This is a genomic window from Bradyrhizobium sp. B124 (assembly GCF_038967635.1).
GTDB lineage: Bacteria > Pseudomonadota > Alphaproteobacteria > Rhizobiales > Xanthobacteraceae > Bradyrhizobium.
In genome coordinates, this window is record NZ_CP152413.1 from 473,663 (window position 1) to 490,172 (window position 16,510).

Below are 16,510 nucleotides of genomic sequence, written 5' to 3' on the forward strand. Positions count from 1 at the left end.
GGCTTCATCTATCCAGTGAAAGCTCATTCGATGCAGGCTCTCTACGCACAGCTTCTGGTGGGACTGATCAACGGCTCGTTCTACGCGCTGCTCAGTCTGGGGCTCGCCGTCATCTTCGGCATGCTCAACATCATCAATTTCGCGCACGGCGCACTCTACATGATGGGCGCCTTCGTGGCGTATTTCCTGCTCAATCTGGGCGGCATCAACTACTGGTGGGCGCTGCTCATCGCACCTGTCATCGTCGGCATCTTCGGCATGATCCTCGAGCGGACCATGCTGCAATGGCTGGCCGGGCTCGACCATCTCTATGGACTGCTGCTGACGTTCGGCATCGCGCTGATCGTGCAGGGCGTGTTCCAGAACTATTTCGGCTCCTCGGGCCTGCCTTACTCGATCCCGGATCAGCTCAAGGGCGGCGTCAATCTCGGCTTCATGTTCCTGCCGATCTATCGCGGCTGGGTCGTGATCTTCTCGCTGGTGGTGTGCCTTGCCACCTGGTTCCTGATCGAGAAGACGCAGCTCGGCGCCTATCTGCGCGCCGCCACCGAGAACCCGACGCTGGTGCGGGCCTTCGGCATCAACGTGCCGCGCATGATCACGCTGACCTACGGGCTCGGCGTCGGTCTCGCCGCGCTCGCCGGCGTGCTGTCGGCGCCGATCAACCAGGTCCGCCCGCTGATGGGCGCCGATCTCATCATCGTGGTGTTCGCGGTGGTCGTGATCGGCGGCATGGGCTCGATCATGGGCTCGATCATCACCGGCTTCGCGCTCGGCGTGATCGAGGGACTGACCAAGTATTTTTATCCCGAGGCCTCCAACACCGTGGTGTTTGTCCTGATGGTGGTGGTGTTGCTGGTGAAGCCAACGGGACTGACGGGACGGGCGGCCTGATATGTCAGCATTGACCGACGATACACTTCCGGTGACGCCGCGCGCGATGCGCGACGAGATGATCGTATTCGCCGTGATGGCGGTGCTGCTGGCAGTGGTGCCGTTCACGGGGATCTATCCCTTCTTCGTGATGCAGGCGTTGTGCTTTGCGCTGCTCGCCTGCGCCTTCAACCTTTTGATCGGCTATGGCGGCCTGCTGTCGTTCGGCCACGCCATGTTCCTCGGCACCGCCGGCTACGTCTCGGCGCATGCGCTGAAGGTGTGGGGGCTGCCGCCGGAGCTCGGCATCGTGGCCGGCACCGCCGCGGCGGCCTTGCTCGGCCTCGTCACCGGCTTCATCTCGATCCGCCGCCAGGGCATCTACTTCTCGATGATCACGCTGGCGCTGTCGCAGCTGCTCTATTTCATCTATCTGCAGGCGCCGTTCACCCATGGTGAAGACGGCATCCAGGGCATCCCGCAGGGGCACCTGTTCGGGATCTTCGACCTGTCGAAGCCGACGGTGCTCTACTACGTCGTGCTGGCCGGATTCCTTGCCGGCTTCCTTTTGATCTACCGCACCATCAACTCGCCGTTCGGTGAGGTGCTGAAGTCGATCCGCGAGAACGAGCCGCGCGCGATCTCGCTTGGCTACAAGACCGACCAGTACAAGATGCTGGCCTACATCCTGTCGGGCACGCTGGCGGGCTTTGCCGGCTCGCTGAAGGTGTTCGTGGCGCAGAACGCCTCGCTCACCGACGTGCACTGGTCGATGTCCGGCGAAATCGTGCTGATGACGCTGGTCGGCGGTCTCGGCACCATCTTCGGACCGGTGGTCGGCGCATTCGTGATCATCGCGATGCAGCAATATCTCGCCGGGTTCGGCCAGTGGGTGACGGTGATCCAGGGCGTGATCTTCGTGGCCTGCGTGCTGCTGTTCCGGCGCGGTCTGGTCGGCGAACTGGCCCACCTGTTGCGGCGGTCGCTGTAGGGCAGGGCACGCGATTTGCTGCCGACTTAGCGGTGGACGACCGCCCGTTCGGGCGGTCGATCCGGGTATTTTCCCCGCCAGATGCTCTATGACAGTTCTGTGACAGTCGCTAAAAGGGCTGTCCCGGAATGATGGAATTGAGACATGCTGCGCTGGTTTCGCGCCTTTCTGCCCAAGGAAGAGCGATTTTTCGACCTGTTCGCCCGCCACGCCCAGACCTCCGTGCGGTGCGCGCTGGCGCTGCAGGACATGCTGAAGGGCGGCGAGGAGACTCCCGTCTTCTGCCAGCGCGTCAATCAGTTCGAGAACGACGCCGATAGCGTCACCCGCGAGGTGCTGACCGCGGTTCGCCGCACCTTCATCACCCCGTTCGACCGCGGCGACATCAAGAACCTGATCACCGCAATGGACGACGCGGTCGACCAGATGCAGGCGACCGCCAAGGCCGTGATGCTGTTCGAGGTACGCGAGTTCGAGCCGCCGATGCGCGAGATCGGCACCTTGATCGTCGAATGCGCCAATCTGGTCGTCCGCGCGCTGCCTCTGTTGCAGGCGATCGGCCAGAACGTCTCGATGCTGACCCAGATCACCGAGGAGCTGACCAAGCTCGAGGGGCGGGTCGACGATCTCCATGATATCGGGCTCAAGGAATTGTTCCTGAAGCACCGCGACGCCAACACGATGGACTTCATCGTCGGCGCGGAGATCTACGATCATCTCGAGAAGGTGGCCGACCGCTTCGACGACGTCGCCAACGAGATCAACTCCATCGTCATCGAGCAAGTGTAAGTCGGGGACATCACGTGGACGCCACGCTGGGTCTTCCGGTTCTGACCATCCTGATCGCGGTCGCGCTGCTGTTCGACTTCCTGAACGGCCTGCACGATGCCGCGAACTCGATCGCGACCATCGTCTCGACCCGCGTACTGCGGCCGCAATATGCGGTGTTCTGGGCGGCGTTCTTCAACTTCGTCGCCTTCGCGGTGTTCGGTCTGCACGTCGCCAACACCATCGGCACCGGGATCATCGACCCGTCCGTGGTGGACGCGACCGTGATCTTCGCGGCGCTGGTCGGCGCGATCGTCTGGAACGTGATCACCTGGGCGCTGGGCATTCCCTCGTCGAGCTCGCATGCGCTGATCGGCGGCCTGGTCGGCGCCGGCATGGCGAAGGCGGGCATCTCGGCGGCGGTGTGGAGCGGGCTCACCAAGACCTTGCTTGCCATCGTCCTGTCGCCGCTGGTCGGCTTCCTGCTGGCGCTGGTGCTGGTTGCGATCGTGTCCTGGCTCTCGGTGCGCTCGACGCCGTTCGCGGTCGATCGCGCCTTCCGCATCCTGCAATTCGCCTCGGCGTCGCTCTATTCGCTCGGCCATGGCGGTAACGACGCACAGAAGACCATGGGCATCATCGGCGTGCTGCTCTACTCGCAAGGCCATCTCGGCGACACCTTCGAGATTCCGTTCTGGGTCGTGCTGGCCTGCCAGAGCGCGATGGCGCTGGGCACCCTGATGGGCGGCTGGCGGATCGTGCGCACCATGGGGCTGCGGATCACCAAGCTGACGCCGATGCAGGGCTTTTGCGCCGAGACCGGCGGCGCGGCCACGCTGTTCATCGCGACCTATCTCGGGGTTCCGGTATCGACCACCCACACCATCACCGGCGCCATCGTCGGGGTCGGCGCGGCACGGCGGCTGTCCGCCGTGCGCTGGAACGTGGCGAGCTCGATCGTCTATGCCTGGGTGATCACGATCCCGGCCTCGGCTGCGGTTGCAGCCGCGACCTATTGGGCGGTGCAGATATTGAAGTGATCAGCCGACCAGCTTCAGCCCGACGATGCCGGACACGATCAGCCCGATGCTGGCAAGCCGCATCGCGGTCGCGGGTTCGCCGAGCAGGATGATGCCGAGCGCCGCGGTGCCGACCGCGCCGATCCCGGTCCAGACCGCATAGGCGGTTCCAATCGGCAGCGTCTTGAGCGCGATGCCGAGCAGGATCACGCTGCCGGCCATCGCCGCGAGCGTCAGCACCGACGGCACCAGCCGCGAAAAACCCTCGGTGTATTTCAGCCCAATTGCCCAGCCGATCTCGAGCAGGCCTGCGGTGAACAGAATGGCCCAAGCCATAACGAACCCTCCGGATAAGGCAGGGTCGTCCCCGCGGATGGTATGGTGAGGTGAAGGTCGTCCTTCCGGTGCCTATATGTGGGTGGCGCGGCCAGTCCGCATTGCGACAAAACGCCCTTGATTGCGCCCGTTTTCCCTGCCAAACGCTGCCCCGCCATGTCTGATACCGCTGTTCCAACCGAATCGCCGTCGCGCTCGCCGCTTTCACAGGAAGTGGCGCGACGGCGCACCTTTGCGATCATCTCGCACCCGGACGCCGGCAAGACCACGCTGACGGAAAAGCTGCTGCTGTTCGGCGGCGCCATCAACCTCGCGGGCCAGGTCAAGGCCAAGGGCGAGCGGCGCAACACGCGCTCGGACTGGATGAAGATCGAGCGCGAGCGCGGTATCTCGGTCGTCACCTCGGTGATGACCTTCGAGTTCAACGACCTCGTGTTCAACCTGCTGGACACGCCGGGCCACGAGGACTTTTCGGAAGACACCTACCGCACGCTGACCGCGGTCGATTCCGCGGTCATGGTGATCGACGCCGCCAAGGGCATCGAGGCGCGCACCCGAAAGCTGTTCGAGGTGTGCCGGTTGCGCGACATCCCGATCATCACCTTCATCAACAAGATGGACCGCGAGAGCCGCGACACGTTCGAGCTCTTGGACGAGATCGAGAAGACGCTGGCGCTCGACACCACGCCGATGACCTGGCCGGTCGGCCGCGGCCGCGACTTCCTCGGCACCTATGATGTCGTCAATGGCGGCGTACGGCTGCTCGAGGGTGGCGGCGCCAAGACCGGCGCCACCGAGCAGATCGACATCGCCGATCTCGGCAAGCGCAATCCCAATCTCGACGTCGCCGAGGTCAGGGATGAGCTCGCGCTGGCGTCCGAGGCCTGCAAGCCGTTCGAGCTCGCGGCCTTCCGCGAAGGCCATCTGACGCCGGTCTATTTCGGCAGCGCGCTGCGCAATTTCGGCGTCGGCGACTTGCTCGAGGGCCTCGGCAAGTTCGCGCCGGCACCGCGCGCACAGGATTCCGATCTGCGCAAGGTCGAGGCCGCGGAGCCGCGCATGAGCGCGTTCGTGTTCAAGATCCAGGCCAACATGGATCCGAACCACCGCGACCGCATCGCCTTCGCGCGGCTGTGCTCCGGAAAACTTAGCCGCGGCATGAAGGCCAAGCTGGTACGCACCGGCAAGAACATGAGCCTGTCGAGCCCGCAATTCTTCTTCGCCCAGGACCGCTCGGTGGCGGACGAGGCGTTCGCCGGCGACGTCGTCGGCATTCCGAACCACGGCACCCTGCGGATCGGCGACACCCTGACCGAGGGCGAGGATCTGACCTTCGTCGGCGTGCCGAGCTTCGCACCAGAAATCGTCCGCCGCGTTCGGCTGACGGATGCGATGAAGGCGAAGAAGCTGAAGGAGGCCTTGCAGCAGATGTCGGAGGAGGGCGTCGTGCAGGTGTTCCGCCCGCGCGACGGCGCGCCGGCGCTGGTCGGCGTGGTCGGCCCGCTGCAGCTCGACGTGCTGAAGGCGCGGCTCGATGCCGAATATTCGCTGCCGGTCGAGTTCGAGATCTCCGAGTTCTCGCTGGCGCGCTGGATCTCGTCCGACGACCGCAAGAAGTTAGAGGCCTTCGTCGCCGCCAACAATTCGGGCATCGCCGACGACGTCGACGGCGATCCGGTGTTCATGGCCAAGAACGAGTTCTATCTCGGCTACACCCGCGAGCGCGCGGAGGGTATCACCTTCTCCAACGTCAAGGACGTGAAGAAGAAGGCGTAGCGCCGCATCCTCACTGTCGTCCCCCGGCTTGACCGGGGGACCCAGTACGCCGCGGCGTCTCGATTGATGACTGGTGTCTCTGGAATATACTGGATCGCCCGGTCGAGCCGGGCGATGACAGGTGAAGCTGATCCGCGAGCGGGCCGAAGGCATCACCTTCTCCAACGTCAAGGACGTGAAGAAGAAGGCGCAAGGCCGCATACTCAGTGTCGTCCCCCGGCTCGACCGGGGGACCCAGTACGCCGCGGCCTCTCGATTGATCACTGCTGTCTCTGGAATACTGGATCGCCCGGTCGAGCCGGGCGATGACAGTTGAAGCTGACTCGCGAGCGCGCCGAGGGCATCACCTTCTCCAACGTCAAGACGTGAAGAAGAAGGCGTAAGGCCGAATACGATAGCGCCACATACTCAGTGTCGTCCCCTGGCTTGACCGGGGGACCCAGTACGCCGCGGCCTATCGATCGATCACTGCTGCCTCTGGAATACTGGATCGCCCGGTCGAGCCGGGCGATGACGGCGGGGTGTGAGGCGGAAAGCGCGAGGACGTGAACCGGCCCCCGCTTGCTCCGGTCCGCCGCGGTACCATTTTCCCCGGAGCGCATCCTGGGTCCGATCGCATGCTCCGACGCGTCCTCATCTGCCTCGCTTTTGCCGTGCTTGCCATCGGCCTCACGGGCGCTGCCTCCGCGCGGCAGCGGCACCAGACGAACCCGGTGCCGTTCGCGCACACACCCTGCAGTGTGCTCGACAACGGGCCTTGCATCCCGTCCTATTGCAGCGTGTTCAACCATGGGCCGTGCCTGCCCGAAATCGATTATCCGTACGGCGAAAATCTCCAGCTCACGATCCTGACGGTGCCGCCCGAGGGGCAGGCCGAGAAGTACCGCAAGCCGGATCATGATCTCGATACCATCGGCGATCTGTTCGCCGCGCTACGTTCCTGCTGGGCGCCGCCGCCGGCGGACGATGCGCGCGAGGGCATGCAGATGTCGGTGCGCTTCAGCTTCAAGCGGACCGGCGAGATGATCGGCACGCCGCGCCTGACATTCGCGACGCGGGGCATCCCGCCGGATACCCGCACGACCTATCTCAACGCAATCAACGCCTCGCTCGGAGCCTGCCTGCCGCTGAAATTCACCGGCGGGCTCGGCGGCGCGCTGGCCGGCCGTCCGATCATGATCCGCTATGTCGACAATCGCGAGCTGGCCAAGCCGGCCGGCAATCAATGATCCACGCCCCGGCGTGACGCATTGCGTCCCGCCCGGCGAAGATGTTACGCGAAGACAGCAATCAATCAGGGAGGAACATCGTGGGACTGCTCGTCATGATCCTGGGTCTCGTGCTGTTCCTCGGCATCCATGTGCTGACCAGCCTGCGCGACCTGCGCGCCGGCATCGTCAATGCGATGGGCGAGGGGGCCTACAAGGGCGTCTATTCGCTGGTGTCGTTCGCCGGGCTCGCGCTGATCATCTGGGGCTTCGGCCATTACCGTGCGACCGGCTGGATCGACGTCTGGACGCCGCCGACCGCGTTGAAGCACATCGCGGTGGCGCTGATGCTGCCGGCCGTTATTTTGGTGGTGGCCGCCTATATCCGCGGCCGCATCTACACCACGCTGAAGCATCCGATGCTGGCGGGCGTGAAGCTGTGGGCGTTCGCGCATCTGCTCGCCAATGGCGACCTCGGCTCGATCATCCTGTTCGGGTCGTTTCTCGGTTGGGCGGTCTATGACCGCATCTCGCTGAAGCGCCGCGCGGATGCGGGCGGGCCGCCGATCCCGGTGGGCGGCCCGACCAACGACCTGATCGCGATCGCGGTCGGTGTCATCGTCTATCTGGCGCTGGCGTTTGCGTTCCACCCGGTCGTGATCGGCGTGCCTGTCATGGGAGCCTGACTATGTCTGTTCAATCCGCCATCAAGCGCAAGACCGCGCCCGATCTCCGCGCCCGCAAGAATGGCGAGCCGATCGTGATGCTGACGTCGTACCATGCGCACACCGCGGCGCTGGTCGACCGGCACTGCGACGCGATCCTGGTCGGCGATTCCCTCGGCAACGTGATGCATGGCTTCGAGACCACGGTGCCGGTCACGCTCGACATGATGATCCTGCAAGGCCGCGCCGTGATGCGCGGCTCGCAAGCCGCGCTGGTCGTGGTCGACATGCCGTTCGGCTCCTATGAGGGCTCGAAGGAGCAGGCGTTCCAGTCCGCGGTGCGGATCATGAAGGAGACGCTGTGCGGCGCCGTCAAGCTCGAGGGCGGCGCGCGGATGGCAGAGACGGTGGCATTCCTGTCCGAGCGCGGCATTCCCGTGATGGGCCATATCGGCCTGACGCCGCAATCGATCAACACGCTCGGCTCGTTCCGCGCACAGGGCCGCGAGGAGGAGACCTGGGCGCCGATCGAGAACGACGCGAAGGCGATCGCGGAGGCGGGCGCCTTCTCGATCGTGGTCGAGGCAGTCGCCGAGCCCTTGGCGCGCAAGATCACGCAATCGATCGCCGTTCCCACCATCGGCATCGGCGCCAGCGCTGCCTGCGACGGCCAGGTGCTGGTGCTGGAGGACATGCTCGGCCTGTCGCCGCGTGCGCCGAAATTCGTGCGCCGCTACGGCAACCTCGGGCCGATGATCGAGGAAGCGATCGCGGGCTATGCGCGCGATGTGAAGAGCCGCGCCTTTCCGGGCCCGGAGCACGTCTACGGCATGAAGAAGAGCTGACGAGGCGCGCATGGACTGGTCGCAACACGCACTTCCGCTGATGCGGCTCGAGCCGCGCTTCGGCGACCGCGTCGTGCCTGCCTTCGCCGAGCGGCCGGCCAGCCTGTGGGCGATGATCGCGGACGCCGTCGCGCAGAATGGCGACGGCGAGGCGCTGGTCTGTGGCGAGAGGCGCCTGAGCTGGCGTGAGGTCGCCGACCAATCGGCGAAGGTCGCAGCCGGCTTTGCAAAGCTTGGTCTCGCGCCGGGCGACCGCGTCGGGATCCTGCTCGGCAACCGCATCGAGTTCGTGCTGACGATGTTCGCCGCCGCCCATGCTGGCCTCGTCACGGTGCTGCTCTCGACGCGCCAGCAGAAGCCCGAGATCGCCTATGTGCTGAACGATTGCGGCGCGAAGTGTCTGGTCCACGAGGCCGCGCTTGCCGATCGCATCCCGGACGCTGCCGATATTCCCGGCCTCACACATCGCATCTTGGTCAGCGACGACGGCGCATCGCAATTCGCCGGTCTGCGCGACAACGCTCCGGCGCAGGCGCCGGCGGAGGTGAGGGAAGAGGACACCGCGATGATCCTCTACACCTCAGGCACCACGGGGCGGCCGAAGGGCGCGATGCTTGCTCATTGCAACATCATCCATTCCTCTGACGTGTTCGTGTCCTGCCTGAAGCTGACCAGGGCCGATCGCTCGATCGCCGCGGTGCCGCTCGCGCATGTCACCGGCGCGGTCGCCAACGTCACCACCATGGCCCGCTGCGCCGGCGCGCTGATCATCATGCCGGAGTTCAAGGCATCGGAATATCTAAAGGTCGCGGCGCGCGAGCGCGTCACCTACACGGTGATGGTGCCGGCGATGTACAATCTGTGCCTGATGCAGCCGGATTTCGGCAGCTACGACCTGTCGAGCTGGCGCATCGGCGGGTTCGGCGGCGCGCCGATGCCGGTCGCGACCATCGAAAAGCTCGACGCCAAGATTCCCGGGCTCAAGCTCGCGAATTGCTATGGCGCGACCGAGACCACGTCGCCCTCGACCTTGATGCCGGGTGAATTGACCGCGGCGCATATCGACAGCGTCGGCCTGCCGTGTCCCGGCGCCGAGATCGTCGTGATGGGCGCCGATGGCCGCGAGGTGCCGCGCGGCGAGATCGGCGAGCTCTGGATCCGCAGCGCCTCCGTCATCAAGGGCTACTGGAACAATCCGAACGCAACCGCCGAGAGTTTTACCGCCGGGTTCTGGCATTCCGGCGATCTCGGCTCGGTCGATGCCGACAACTTCGTCCGCGTGTTCGACCGCCAGAAGGACATGATCAACCGCGGCGGCCTGAAAATCTATTCCGCCGAGGTCGAGTCCGTCCTGGCGAGCCATCCGGCCGTGGTCGAGAGCGCGATCATCGCAAAACCGTGCCCGGTGCTCGGCGAGCGCGTCCATGCCGTGATCGTGACCCGCACGGAGGTCAATGCGGAGAGCCTGCGCGCCTGGTGCGCCGAGCGCCTCTCCGACTACAAGGTGCCGGAGACGATGGCGCTGACGTCAGAGCCGCTGCCGCGCAACGCCAACGGCAAGGTGATCAAGCGCCAGCTCAGGGAGAGCCTCTCGGCAGCCGGCACTTAGTTTCTTCCATTTCCGTCTTCGTCATGGCCGGGCTTGTCCCGGCCATCCACGTCTTTTCCTGGCGTGGAAGCAAAGACGTGGATGCCCGGCACAAGGCCGGGCATGACGAGTTTGTGGAGGGATCGAGCGCATCCCCCGCAAGCGGGAGAGGGAGCCCACGCAGTCCCGTTGCGGCCCATGGCAAACTTCCCCGGTTAACGCTTTGATCCGCCTCGCTTTGCCTTGCCTCTGCCACACCGTTAGGGTAACGCCGCCGCGATGTGGGGATCAGGTAGGGGCCAGGCTCCACCGAGATTCGCGGTCCCGAGGGGATGGGATAGCCTTAAGTGTCTGAATTATTTGACGAAGTCGACGAGGAAGTCCGTCGCGATCAGCTCAAGAAGCTGTGGGACAAGTACTCGCTTTTCATCATCGCGCTGGCGATCCTGGTGGTCGCGGGCGTCGGTGGCTGGCGCGGCTACCAATATCTCGAGGGCAAGAAGGCCGCCGAGGCCGGTGCGGCGTTCGACCGCGCCGTCGAGCTGTCGGACCAGAACAAGCACGCCGAGGCCGAAGCCGCGTTTGCCGACCTGATCACCAAGGCGCCGTCCGGCTACCGCAATCTGGCGCGGCTGCGCATGGCCGCCGAGGTCGCGACCCGCGATCAGCCGGCCGCTGCGAAACTCTATGACGCGATCGCAGCCGACCGCAGCGTCGGCGGTCCTGATCAGGATCTGGCGCGGATCCGTGCCGCGCAGATGGTGATGGACACCACGACCTATCCGAACATGGTGCAACGGCTCGAGGCGATGGCGACGTCGAAGGACTCGACGTTCCGCCACTCCGCGCGCGAGTTGCTGGCGCTGTCGGCCTGGCGCGCCAACGATGCCACCGCCGCGCGGCAGTGGCTCGACCAGATTGCCAATGACGGCGAGACGCCGCCGAGCCTGCGGTCGCGCGCCGAAGCGCTGCAGGCGCTGTTGCCGCCGGTCGCGAAGAGCTGACTTGGCGCGCGAAACCCGAGTTTGAGTGAGAGATCGACCATGCGCCGCTCGCAACGCCTGATCGCAGCCGCAGTTCTGACAGCGCTTTGCAGCGTGCTGGCGGGCTGCGGCGGTGGCGGCATGTCCAATTTCGATCCGAGCGATTTGCTCGACTTCCTCGACACCAAGAAGAAGCTGGCCGGTGACCGCAAGCCGGTATTCCCGGAAGGCGTGCCCGGCCTCGAGCAGGGCGTGCCGAAGGAATTGTACAAGGGCTCGCAGCAGGAGCAGCTCGACCAGCAGAACGCCGCGGCAGCCGCCGCCCAGCCGGCTCCGCCAGCGGAGCCGCCGAAGGGCGCCAAGAAGCACAGCAAGCGCGCCCCTCCGGCTGCCGATCAGGCGGCTGCCCCCGACGCCGCTGCGCCGGACGAGGGCGCGCCCGCCGCGCTGCCGCCGGAGCCGAAGCCGAAGAAGATCGTCCGCCGCCGCACCACCGCGCCGCCTGCCGACGACCAGCAGGCGCAGCCTGCGGCGCCGGCCCAGCAGACCCAGACCACGCAACAATCCGGCGGCGCGTTCCCCGCGCCGCTACCGAGCGGTGGATTTAGCCGCTAGCATGATCCGGAAAAGTGCGAAGCGGTTTTCCGGAAAGGTCATGCTAAAATAAGAAGCTAAAGCGCGAGGACGATTCAATCCGATCTCGTCGCGCTTTAGGCTCCTGCTTCAATTCATTAGACGCGCGCCGCGCCGCGGCGCCGGGATGATCCATGTCTTTTACCATCGCCATTATCGGCCGGCCCAATGTCGGAAAGTCGACGCTGTTCAACCGGCTGGTCGGCCAGAAGCTCGCGCTGGTGGACGACGAGCCCGGCGTGACCCGCGATCGCCGCGAGGGCCAGGCCCGGCTCTACGATCTCGACTTCACCATCATCGACACCGCAGGCCTCGATGAGGGCGCCAAGGGCTCGTTGACGGCGCGGATGCAGGAGCAGACCGAAACCGCGATCGCGCTCGCCGACGCCCTGATGTTCGTGATCGACGCCCGCGTCGGCCTGACGCCGACCGATCGCGCCTTCGCCGACTTCGCCCGCAAGGCCAACAAGCCGGTGGTGCTGGTCGCCAACAAGGCCGAGGGCAAGCATGGCGAGATCGGCGCGATGGAATCCTACGCGCTCGGCCTCGGCGATCCCGTGCAGATCTCGGCCGAGCACGGCGAGGGCATGGGCGACCTCCATGAGGCGCTGAGCGCGCTGGTGCCCGCGACACCAGAGGAAGACGACGAGGTCGAGGACGACGAGGACATCTCGGAGGAGGAGGCCGCGCAGCGCCCGATCCGCGTTGCCATCGTCGGCCGGCCCAACGCCGGCAAGTCGACGCTGATCAACCATCTGCTCGGCGAGGAGCGGCTGCTGACCAGCCCCGAAGCCGGCACCACGCGCGATTCCATCGCGGTCGAGATCACCTGGCAGGGCCGCCAGTTCCGCGTGTTCGACACTGCGGGCCTGCGCCGCCGCTCGCGGATCGAGGAGAAGCTGGAGAAGCTCTCGGTCGCGGATGCGTTGCGTGCGGTGCGCTTCGCCGAAGTCGTCGTGATGATGATGGACTCGCAGAACAAGTTCGAGGAGCAGGATCTGCGGATCGCCGACCTGATCGAGCGCGAAGGCCGTGCGATCGTGCTCGCGGTCAATAAATGGGACCTCGTCGAGCGCAAGCCCAACCAGATCTCGCAACTGCGCACCGATGCCGACCATTGGCTGCCGCAGGTCAAGGGCGCGCCGATCGTCGCCGTCTCCGGCCTGATGGGCGAGGGCATCGACCGCCTGATGATTGCGATCCAGGAGGCCTATGCGGTCTGGAACCGGCGCTTGCCGACCGCGGGGCTTAATCGCTGGTTCGAGCAGGCGATCCAGGCCAACCCGCCACCGGCCGTCTCGGGCCGCCGGCTGAAGCTGAACTACATCACGCAGGTCAAGGCGCGCCCGCCGAGCTTCGTATTGTTCTGCTCGCGCGCCGATGCGATCCCGAGATCCTATCTGCGTTATCTCACCAACTCGCTGCGCGAGGCCTTCGATCTGCCGGGCACGCCGATCCGGATCACGCTGCGCGAGAAGGCCAATCCGTTCGCCTACAAGCGCAAACGGCCGTCGTGAGCGGAGAGGCGGGAGCTGACGCAATGTCGGTGCCGCAGGCACGCAGCGGCGCCGTGATCTTCATCTTCATCACGCTGCTGCTCGACATGCTCGCGCTCGGGATCATCATCCCGATCCTGCCCAAGCTGATCGAAGGCTTCGTCAACAACGACACCGCGAACGCGGCACGCATCTTCGGCGTGTTCGGCTCGATCTGGGCCTTGATGCAGTTCGTCTGCTCGCCGATCCTGGGCGCGCTGTCCGATCGCTTCGGCCGCCGGCCGGTGGTGCTGCTGTCGAATTTCGGCCTTGCCGCGGACTATGTGCTGATGGCGCTGGCGCCGAACCTGATCTGGCTGTTCGTCGGGCGGGCGATCTCGGGCATCACGTCGTCGAGCATCTCGACGGTATTCGCCTATATCGCCGACGTCACCGCGCCGGAGCAGCGCGCCGCGATGTTCGGCAAGATCGGCGTCGCGTTCGGCGCGGGTTTTATTCTGGGACCGGCGCTGGGTGGTCTGCTCGGCCAGATCGATCCGCGGCTGCCGTTCTGGGCGGCGGCGGGCCTGAGCTTCGTCAATGGCCTCTATGGCCTGTTCATCCTGCCGGAATCGCTGCCGGTCGAGCGGCGCGCGCCGTTCAAATGGAAGAGCGCCAATCCGATCGGCGCGCTGCATTTCCTGCGCGCGAACCGGACGCTGGCCGGCCTGTCGCTGGCGACGTTCTTCGGCCAGCTCGCGCATGTCGTGCTGCCCTCGGTGTTCGTGCTCTACGCCACCTACCGCTATGGCTGGGATACCGGCACCGTCGGCGCGACGCTCGCGCTGGTCGGGCTCTGCGGCATGATCGTGCAGGGCGCGGCGATCGGCCCGATCGTGCAGCGCCTCGGTGAGCGCAACGCGCTGTTCCTCGGTCTCGTCTGCGGCGCCTTGGGCTTCGTGATCTTCGGCGCGGCGCCGACCGGGCAGCTGTTCTGGATCGGCATTCCCGTGATGGCGTTCTGGGGCATCTCGGGCGCCGCGACGCAGGCCCTGACGACGCAACTCGTCGCCGCCGATCAACAAGGCCAGTTGCAGGGCGCGACATCGAGCGTGCAGAGCATGTCGGAATTGATCGGCCCGTTCCTGTTCGCGCTGACCTTCGCCTATTTCATCGGCGACAACGTGCCGGTGAAGCTGCCCGGTGCGCCGTTCTATCTGGCCGGCGCGCTGCTGCTGCTCGCGCTCGCCATCGCCTGGCGGGCAACGGCGGCGAAGAAAACGTAGCTTCGTAGGGTGGGTTAGCGAAGCGTAACCCACCATTGCCTCCGCGGTAAGAAAGTCGGTGGGTTACGGCTTCGCCTAACCCACCCTACATCCTAGTCGGTCGCCGGCACCGAATGGTGCTCGTGCGTGATCCGCCAGCTGCCGTCGATCTTGCGCAGTCCGATCGTCAGGCGAAACTGGAACGTGGCGTCGGGCGCGCCGCACCGCATTACTGCGACGGCGAAGGCCACGTCATCGCCGGCCGTGATCGCGATGTCCTCGATATTGAAGGCGTAGGACGGGCGCTGACAGCCGAAGAACAGATCCCAGGTCTTCCTGTATTCATCAAGTCCGCGTGACTGGAACGGCGGCGGCACGTCGAACATCACGATGTCCTGATCGTGATGGTCCAGAACGCCCGCATAGTCGTGTCTGCGGACGGCGTCCGCCCAGGCTTCGATGATTGTTCTGACTTCGGTTTCTGCCGTGTGGCTCTGCTGTGTCATTGCTCGCGTGCTCCGAGTGCTGGCTGATCGATGCTTCGAGGACGAATGCGAGGGCACCGATCCGACACGCCGATACGTCCGGGCCGGATCTTGCGGATTGCGTCATCTTGCCTATTTACAAACCATCTGGTTGGTTTGTATAAGGCGGATACTGATGAAGACGCGCGCCTCGCCCGGAGGCCGCCTCGGCAGGAGGAGCATGGTGGACGACGAGGCCGTTGATATCTGCGATGAGTTGACCCGCTTCAGCGACGCGCAGGCGGCGCTGCTGACGTCGCGCGGCCTGGTTTATCTCACCGACCTGAAGCTCGATGGCAACAGGTACGGCACGATCGTCGCCGCCAGCTATGCCGACGCGGAATCTGTTGCCCGCCAGCGTGGCCTGGGAGAGAAGGTCATCGGCCGAATGGCTCACGGCTTCCTTCACGGCCTGCGCCGCCGCGTGCTGCAAACGGTGCGCGACACCGGGAGCTGGTGTGCGCGAGCGACCGGGTAGCGCGATGATTGATTCCTCAAAGTGATGTGTGACCCGGAGCCGGCATTGGCTTTCCGGAATGTCGTTTGCGCTGCCAGGCGAGCTCCGATCCAGCGCTTGAGATTGACTGATGCCGCTGAGATACTGTGATCTCACGCGACTCCTTGCTGAGTAATTCCATGGATAATCCTTCCCGCTCGGAACGTTCCCGCAACGCCGCACTCGACGCCGCGATCACCATCGTGACGCGCGATGGTCCGGGGCGCCTGACGCTGGACGCGATTGCGCGCGAGAGCGGTCTCAGCAAGGGCGGCGTAATGCATCAGTTCCGCACCAAGGAAGCGGTGCTGCGCGCCTTGCTCGAGCAGCAGATGGCGCATTTCGAGGAGTTCTCGAGCCGCTACCTCGAAAAAGCACGCGAGACCACGGATCAGCCGGAACTGGCGGCGCAGATCGCAACGCTGCGGGAAGCGATCTCGACGCCGCGGGCCGGGGCGTTCGCACTGCTGGCTGCGATGAACGAGAATCCCGAATTGATGGCGATGCCGCGCGATGTCGACATCGAGAAGGTCGCGCTGATGAAAGCCGAGGCGCGCGATCCGGATCTCGCGCTGCTGCGCTGGGCGGCGGCGAGGGGGCTGCTGCTGAGCTCGTTGTTCGGCCTGTCGTCGCTGACCGATGCCGAGCGGGACCGCCTGTTCGAGCGATTGCTCGACGACAGCAAGTGGACTGCGATCGAGCAGGGCGCGCCGGCGGCCGCAAAGCCATCCAAGGCGACGGCGACACGCACGGCATCGCCGCAGCCTGCCGGCGCACGCGCCGCAAAGCCGGCATCGGCGCGCAAGCGTGGCTGAATCTCCGGCGCGATCCGAAAGCACAACGCCGCCCAAGCGGAATATGGATCGCTTGGCGGCGTTGGGTCGGCACCGGGCCCCTGAAATCCCCCGGCAATTGGTGCGTTAGCACGAGAGATATCGCGGGTTTGTGACAGCGCGAGGCCGTCATTTCGCGACGCAGCTCACCGGTTTTCCACGACGTTTCGATCGCCGGATTTTTCTGACGCGGTTCCTGCGATCGCAACTTTACAAACCAACTGGTCGGTTT

At 65.3% G+C, this 16,510-nt stretch carries 18 protein-coding genes; 16 read left to right on the forward strand and 2 right to left on the reverse strand.

The features are described from left to right. The first annotated feature begins 30 nt into the window (after positions 1-30). The 4 genes from AAFG13_RS02090 (at position 31) to AAFG13_RS02105 (ending at position 3,672) form a co-directional block, all read left to right on the forward strand. Entirely contained in the window at positions 31-894 is an 864-nt protein-coding gene (locus AAFG13_RS02090) for a branched-chain amino acid ABC transporter permease (RefSeq protein WP_050406473.1), read from the forward strand. Between the two features lies 1 nt (position 895). Continuing rightward, entirely contained in the window at positions 896-1,864 is a 969-nt protein-coding gene (locus AAFG13_RS02095) for a branched-chain amino acid ABC transporter permease (RefSeq protein ID WP_212317806.1), read from the forward strand. Between the two features lie 144 nt (positions 1,865-2,008). Further along, positions 2,009-2,653 carry a DUF47 domain-containing protein gene (locus tag AAFG13_RS02100; RefSeq protein ID WP_342710987.1) on the forward strand — a complete coding sequence of 215 codons (645 nt, stop codon included), beginning with the start codon at positions 2,009-2,011 and terminating at the stop codon, positions 2,651-2,653. 14 nt (positions 2,654-2,667) lie between these two features. Beyond that, positions 2,668-3,672, forward strand: coding sequence for an inorganic phosphate transporter (locus tag AAFG13_RS02105; protein WP_212317802.1), 1,005 nt, complete (start codon positions 2,668-2,670; stop codon positions 3,670-3,672). On the opposite strand, the gene sugE is transcribed toward AAFG13_RS02105, so the two are convergent. Continuing rightward, the gene (sugE, locus tag AAFG13_RS02110) at positions 3,673-3,987 is read right to left on the reverse strand and encodes a quaternary ammonium compound efflux SMR transporter SugE (protein ID WP_092113374.1); all 315 of its coding nucleotides are present in this window, start codon (positions 3,985-3,987) and stop codon (positions 3,673-3,675) included. It lies immediately after the preceding gene. Positions 3,988-4,143: 156 nt separating this feature from the next. On the opposite strand from sugE, the gene AAFG13_RS02115 reads away from it, so the two are divergent. The 10 genes from AAFG13_RS02115 to AAFG13_RS02160 all read left to right on the forward strand — a co-directional run bounded on the left by AAFG13_RS02115 (position 4,144) and on the right by AAFG13_RS02160 (position 14,446). Further along, positions 4,144-5,763, forward strand: coding sequence for a peptide chain release factor 3 (locus AAFG13_RS02115; RefSeq protein WP_212317800.1), 1,620 nt, complete (start codon positions 4,144-4,146; stop codon positions 5,761-5,763). A gap of 121 nt (positions 5,764-5,884) precedes the next feature. Further along, complete coding sequence (locus tag AAFG13_RS02120) at positions 5,885-6,079, forward strand: hypothetical protein (RefSeq protein WP_342710988.1); 195 nt, start codon at positions 5,885-5,887, stop codon at positions 6,077-6,079. Positions 6,080-6,380: 301 nt separating this feature from the next. Continuing rightward, on the forward strand, positions 6,381-6,992 hold the full coding sequence (locus AAFG13_RS02125; RefSeq protein ID WP_342710989.1) for a hypothetical protein: 612 nt from the start codon (positions 6,381-6,383) through the stop codon (positions 6,990-6,992). A gap of 80 nt (positions 6,993-7,072) precedes the next feature. Continuing rightward, positions 7,073-7,657: an NnrU family protein gene (locus AAFG13_RS02130; RefSeq protein WP_212317794.1), complete on the forward strand. Its 585-nt coding sequence runs from the start codon at positions 7,073-7,075 to the stop codon at positions 7,655-7,657. Between the two features lie 2 nt (positions 7,658-7,659). Continuing rightward, the gene (panB, locus tag AAFG13_RS02135) at positions 7,660-8,481 is read left to right on the forward strand and encodes a 3-methyl-2-oxobutanoate hydroxymethyltransferase (protein WP_106322854.1); all 822 of its coding nucleotides are present in this window, start codon (positions 7,660-7,662) and stop codon (positions 8,479-8,481) included. A 10-nt stretch (positions 8,482-8,491) separates the two neighbouring features. Continuing rightward, positions 8,492-10,090: a class I adenylate-forming enzyme family protein gene (locus AAFG13_RS02140; RefSeq protein WP_342710990.1), complete on the forward strand. Its 1,599-nt coding sequence runs from the start codon at positions 8,492-8,494 to the stop codon at positions 10,088-10,090. Between the two features lie 326 nt (positions 10,091-10,416). Beyond that, the gene (locus AAFG13_RS02145) at positions 10,417-11,073 is read left to right on the forward strand and encodes a tetratricopeptide repeat protein (RefSeq protein WP_212317786.1); all 657 of its coding nucleotides are present in this window, start codon (positions 10,417-10,419) and stop codon (positions 11,071-11,073) included. Positions 11,074-11,112: 39 nt separating this feature from the next. Further along, on the forward strand, positions 11,113-11,667 hold the full coding sequence (locus tag AAFG13_RS02150; protein WP_212317785.1) for a hypothetical protein: 555 nt from the start codon (positions 11,113-11,115) through the stop codon (positions 11,665-11,667). 152 nt (positions 11,668-11,819) lie between these two features. Then, positions 11,820-13,202 carry a ribosome biogenesis GTPase Der gene (gene der / locus AAFG13_RS02155; RefSeq protein WP_212317783.1) on the forward strand — a complete coding sequence of 461 codons (1,383 nt, stop codon included), beginning with the start codon at positions 11,820-11,822 and terminating at the stop codon, positions 13,200-13,202. A 23-nt stretch (positions 13,203-13,225) separates the two neighbouring features. Continuing rightward, positions 13,226-14,446 carry an MFS transporter gene (locus AAFG13_RS02160; protein WP_212317781.1) on the forward strand — a complete coding sequence of 407 codons (1,221 nt, stop codon included), beginning with the start codon at positions 13,226-13,228 and terminating at the stop codon, positions 14,444-14,446. 92 nt (positions 14,447-14,538) lie between these two features. Here AAFG13_RS02160 and AAFG13_RS02165 read toward each other — a convergent pair whose 3' ends face one another. After that, positions 14,539-14,931 (reverse strand): nuclear transport factor 2 family protein, encoded by a 393-nt coding sequence (locus AAFG13_RS02165; protein ID WP_212317779.1) that lies wholly within the window; start codon positions 14,929-14,931, stop codon positions 14,539-14,541. A gap of 154 nt (positions 14,932-15,085) precedes the next feature. On the opposite strand from AAFG13_RS02165, the gene AAFG13_RS02170 reads away from it, so the two are divergent. Both AAFG13_RS02170 and AAFG13_RS02175 read left to right on the forward strand, forming a co-directional pair. Then, on the forward strand, positions 15,086-15,427 hold the full coding sequence (locus AAFG13_RS02170) for a hypothetical protein (protein ID WP_342710991.1): 342 nt from the start codon (positions 15,086-15,088) through the stop codon (positions 15,425-15,427). A 158-nt stretch (positions 15,428-15,585) separates the two neighbouring features. Then, a complete protein-coding gene (locus AAFG13_RS02175; protein ID WP_342710992.1) occupies positions 15,586-16,260 on the forward strand; it encodes a TetR/AcrR family transcriptional regulator in 675 nt (224 codons plus the stop codon). Positions 16,261-16,510 lie beyond the last annotated feature (250 nt).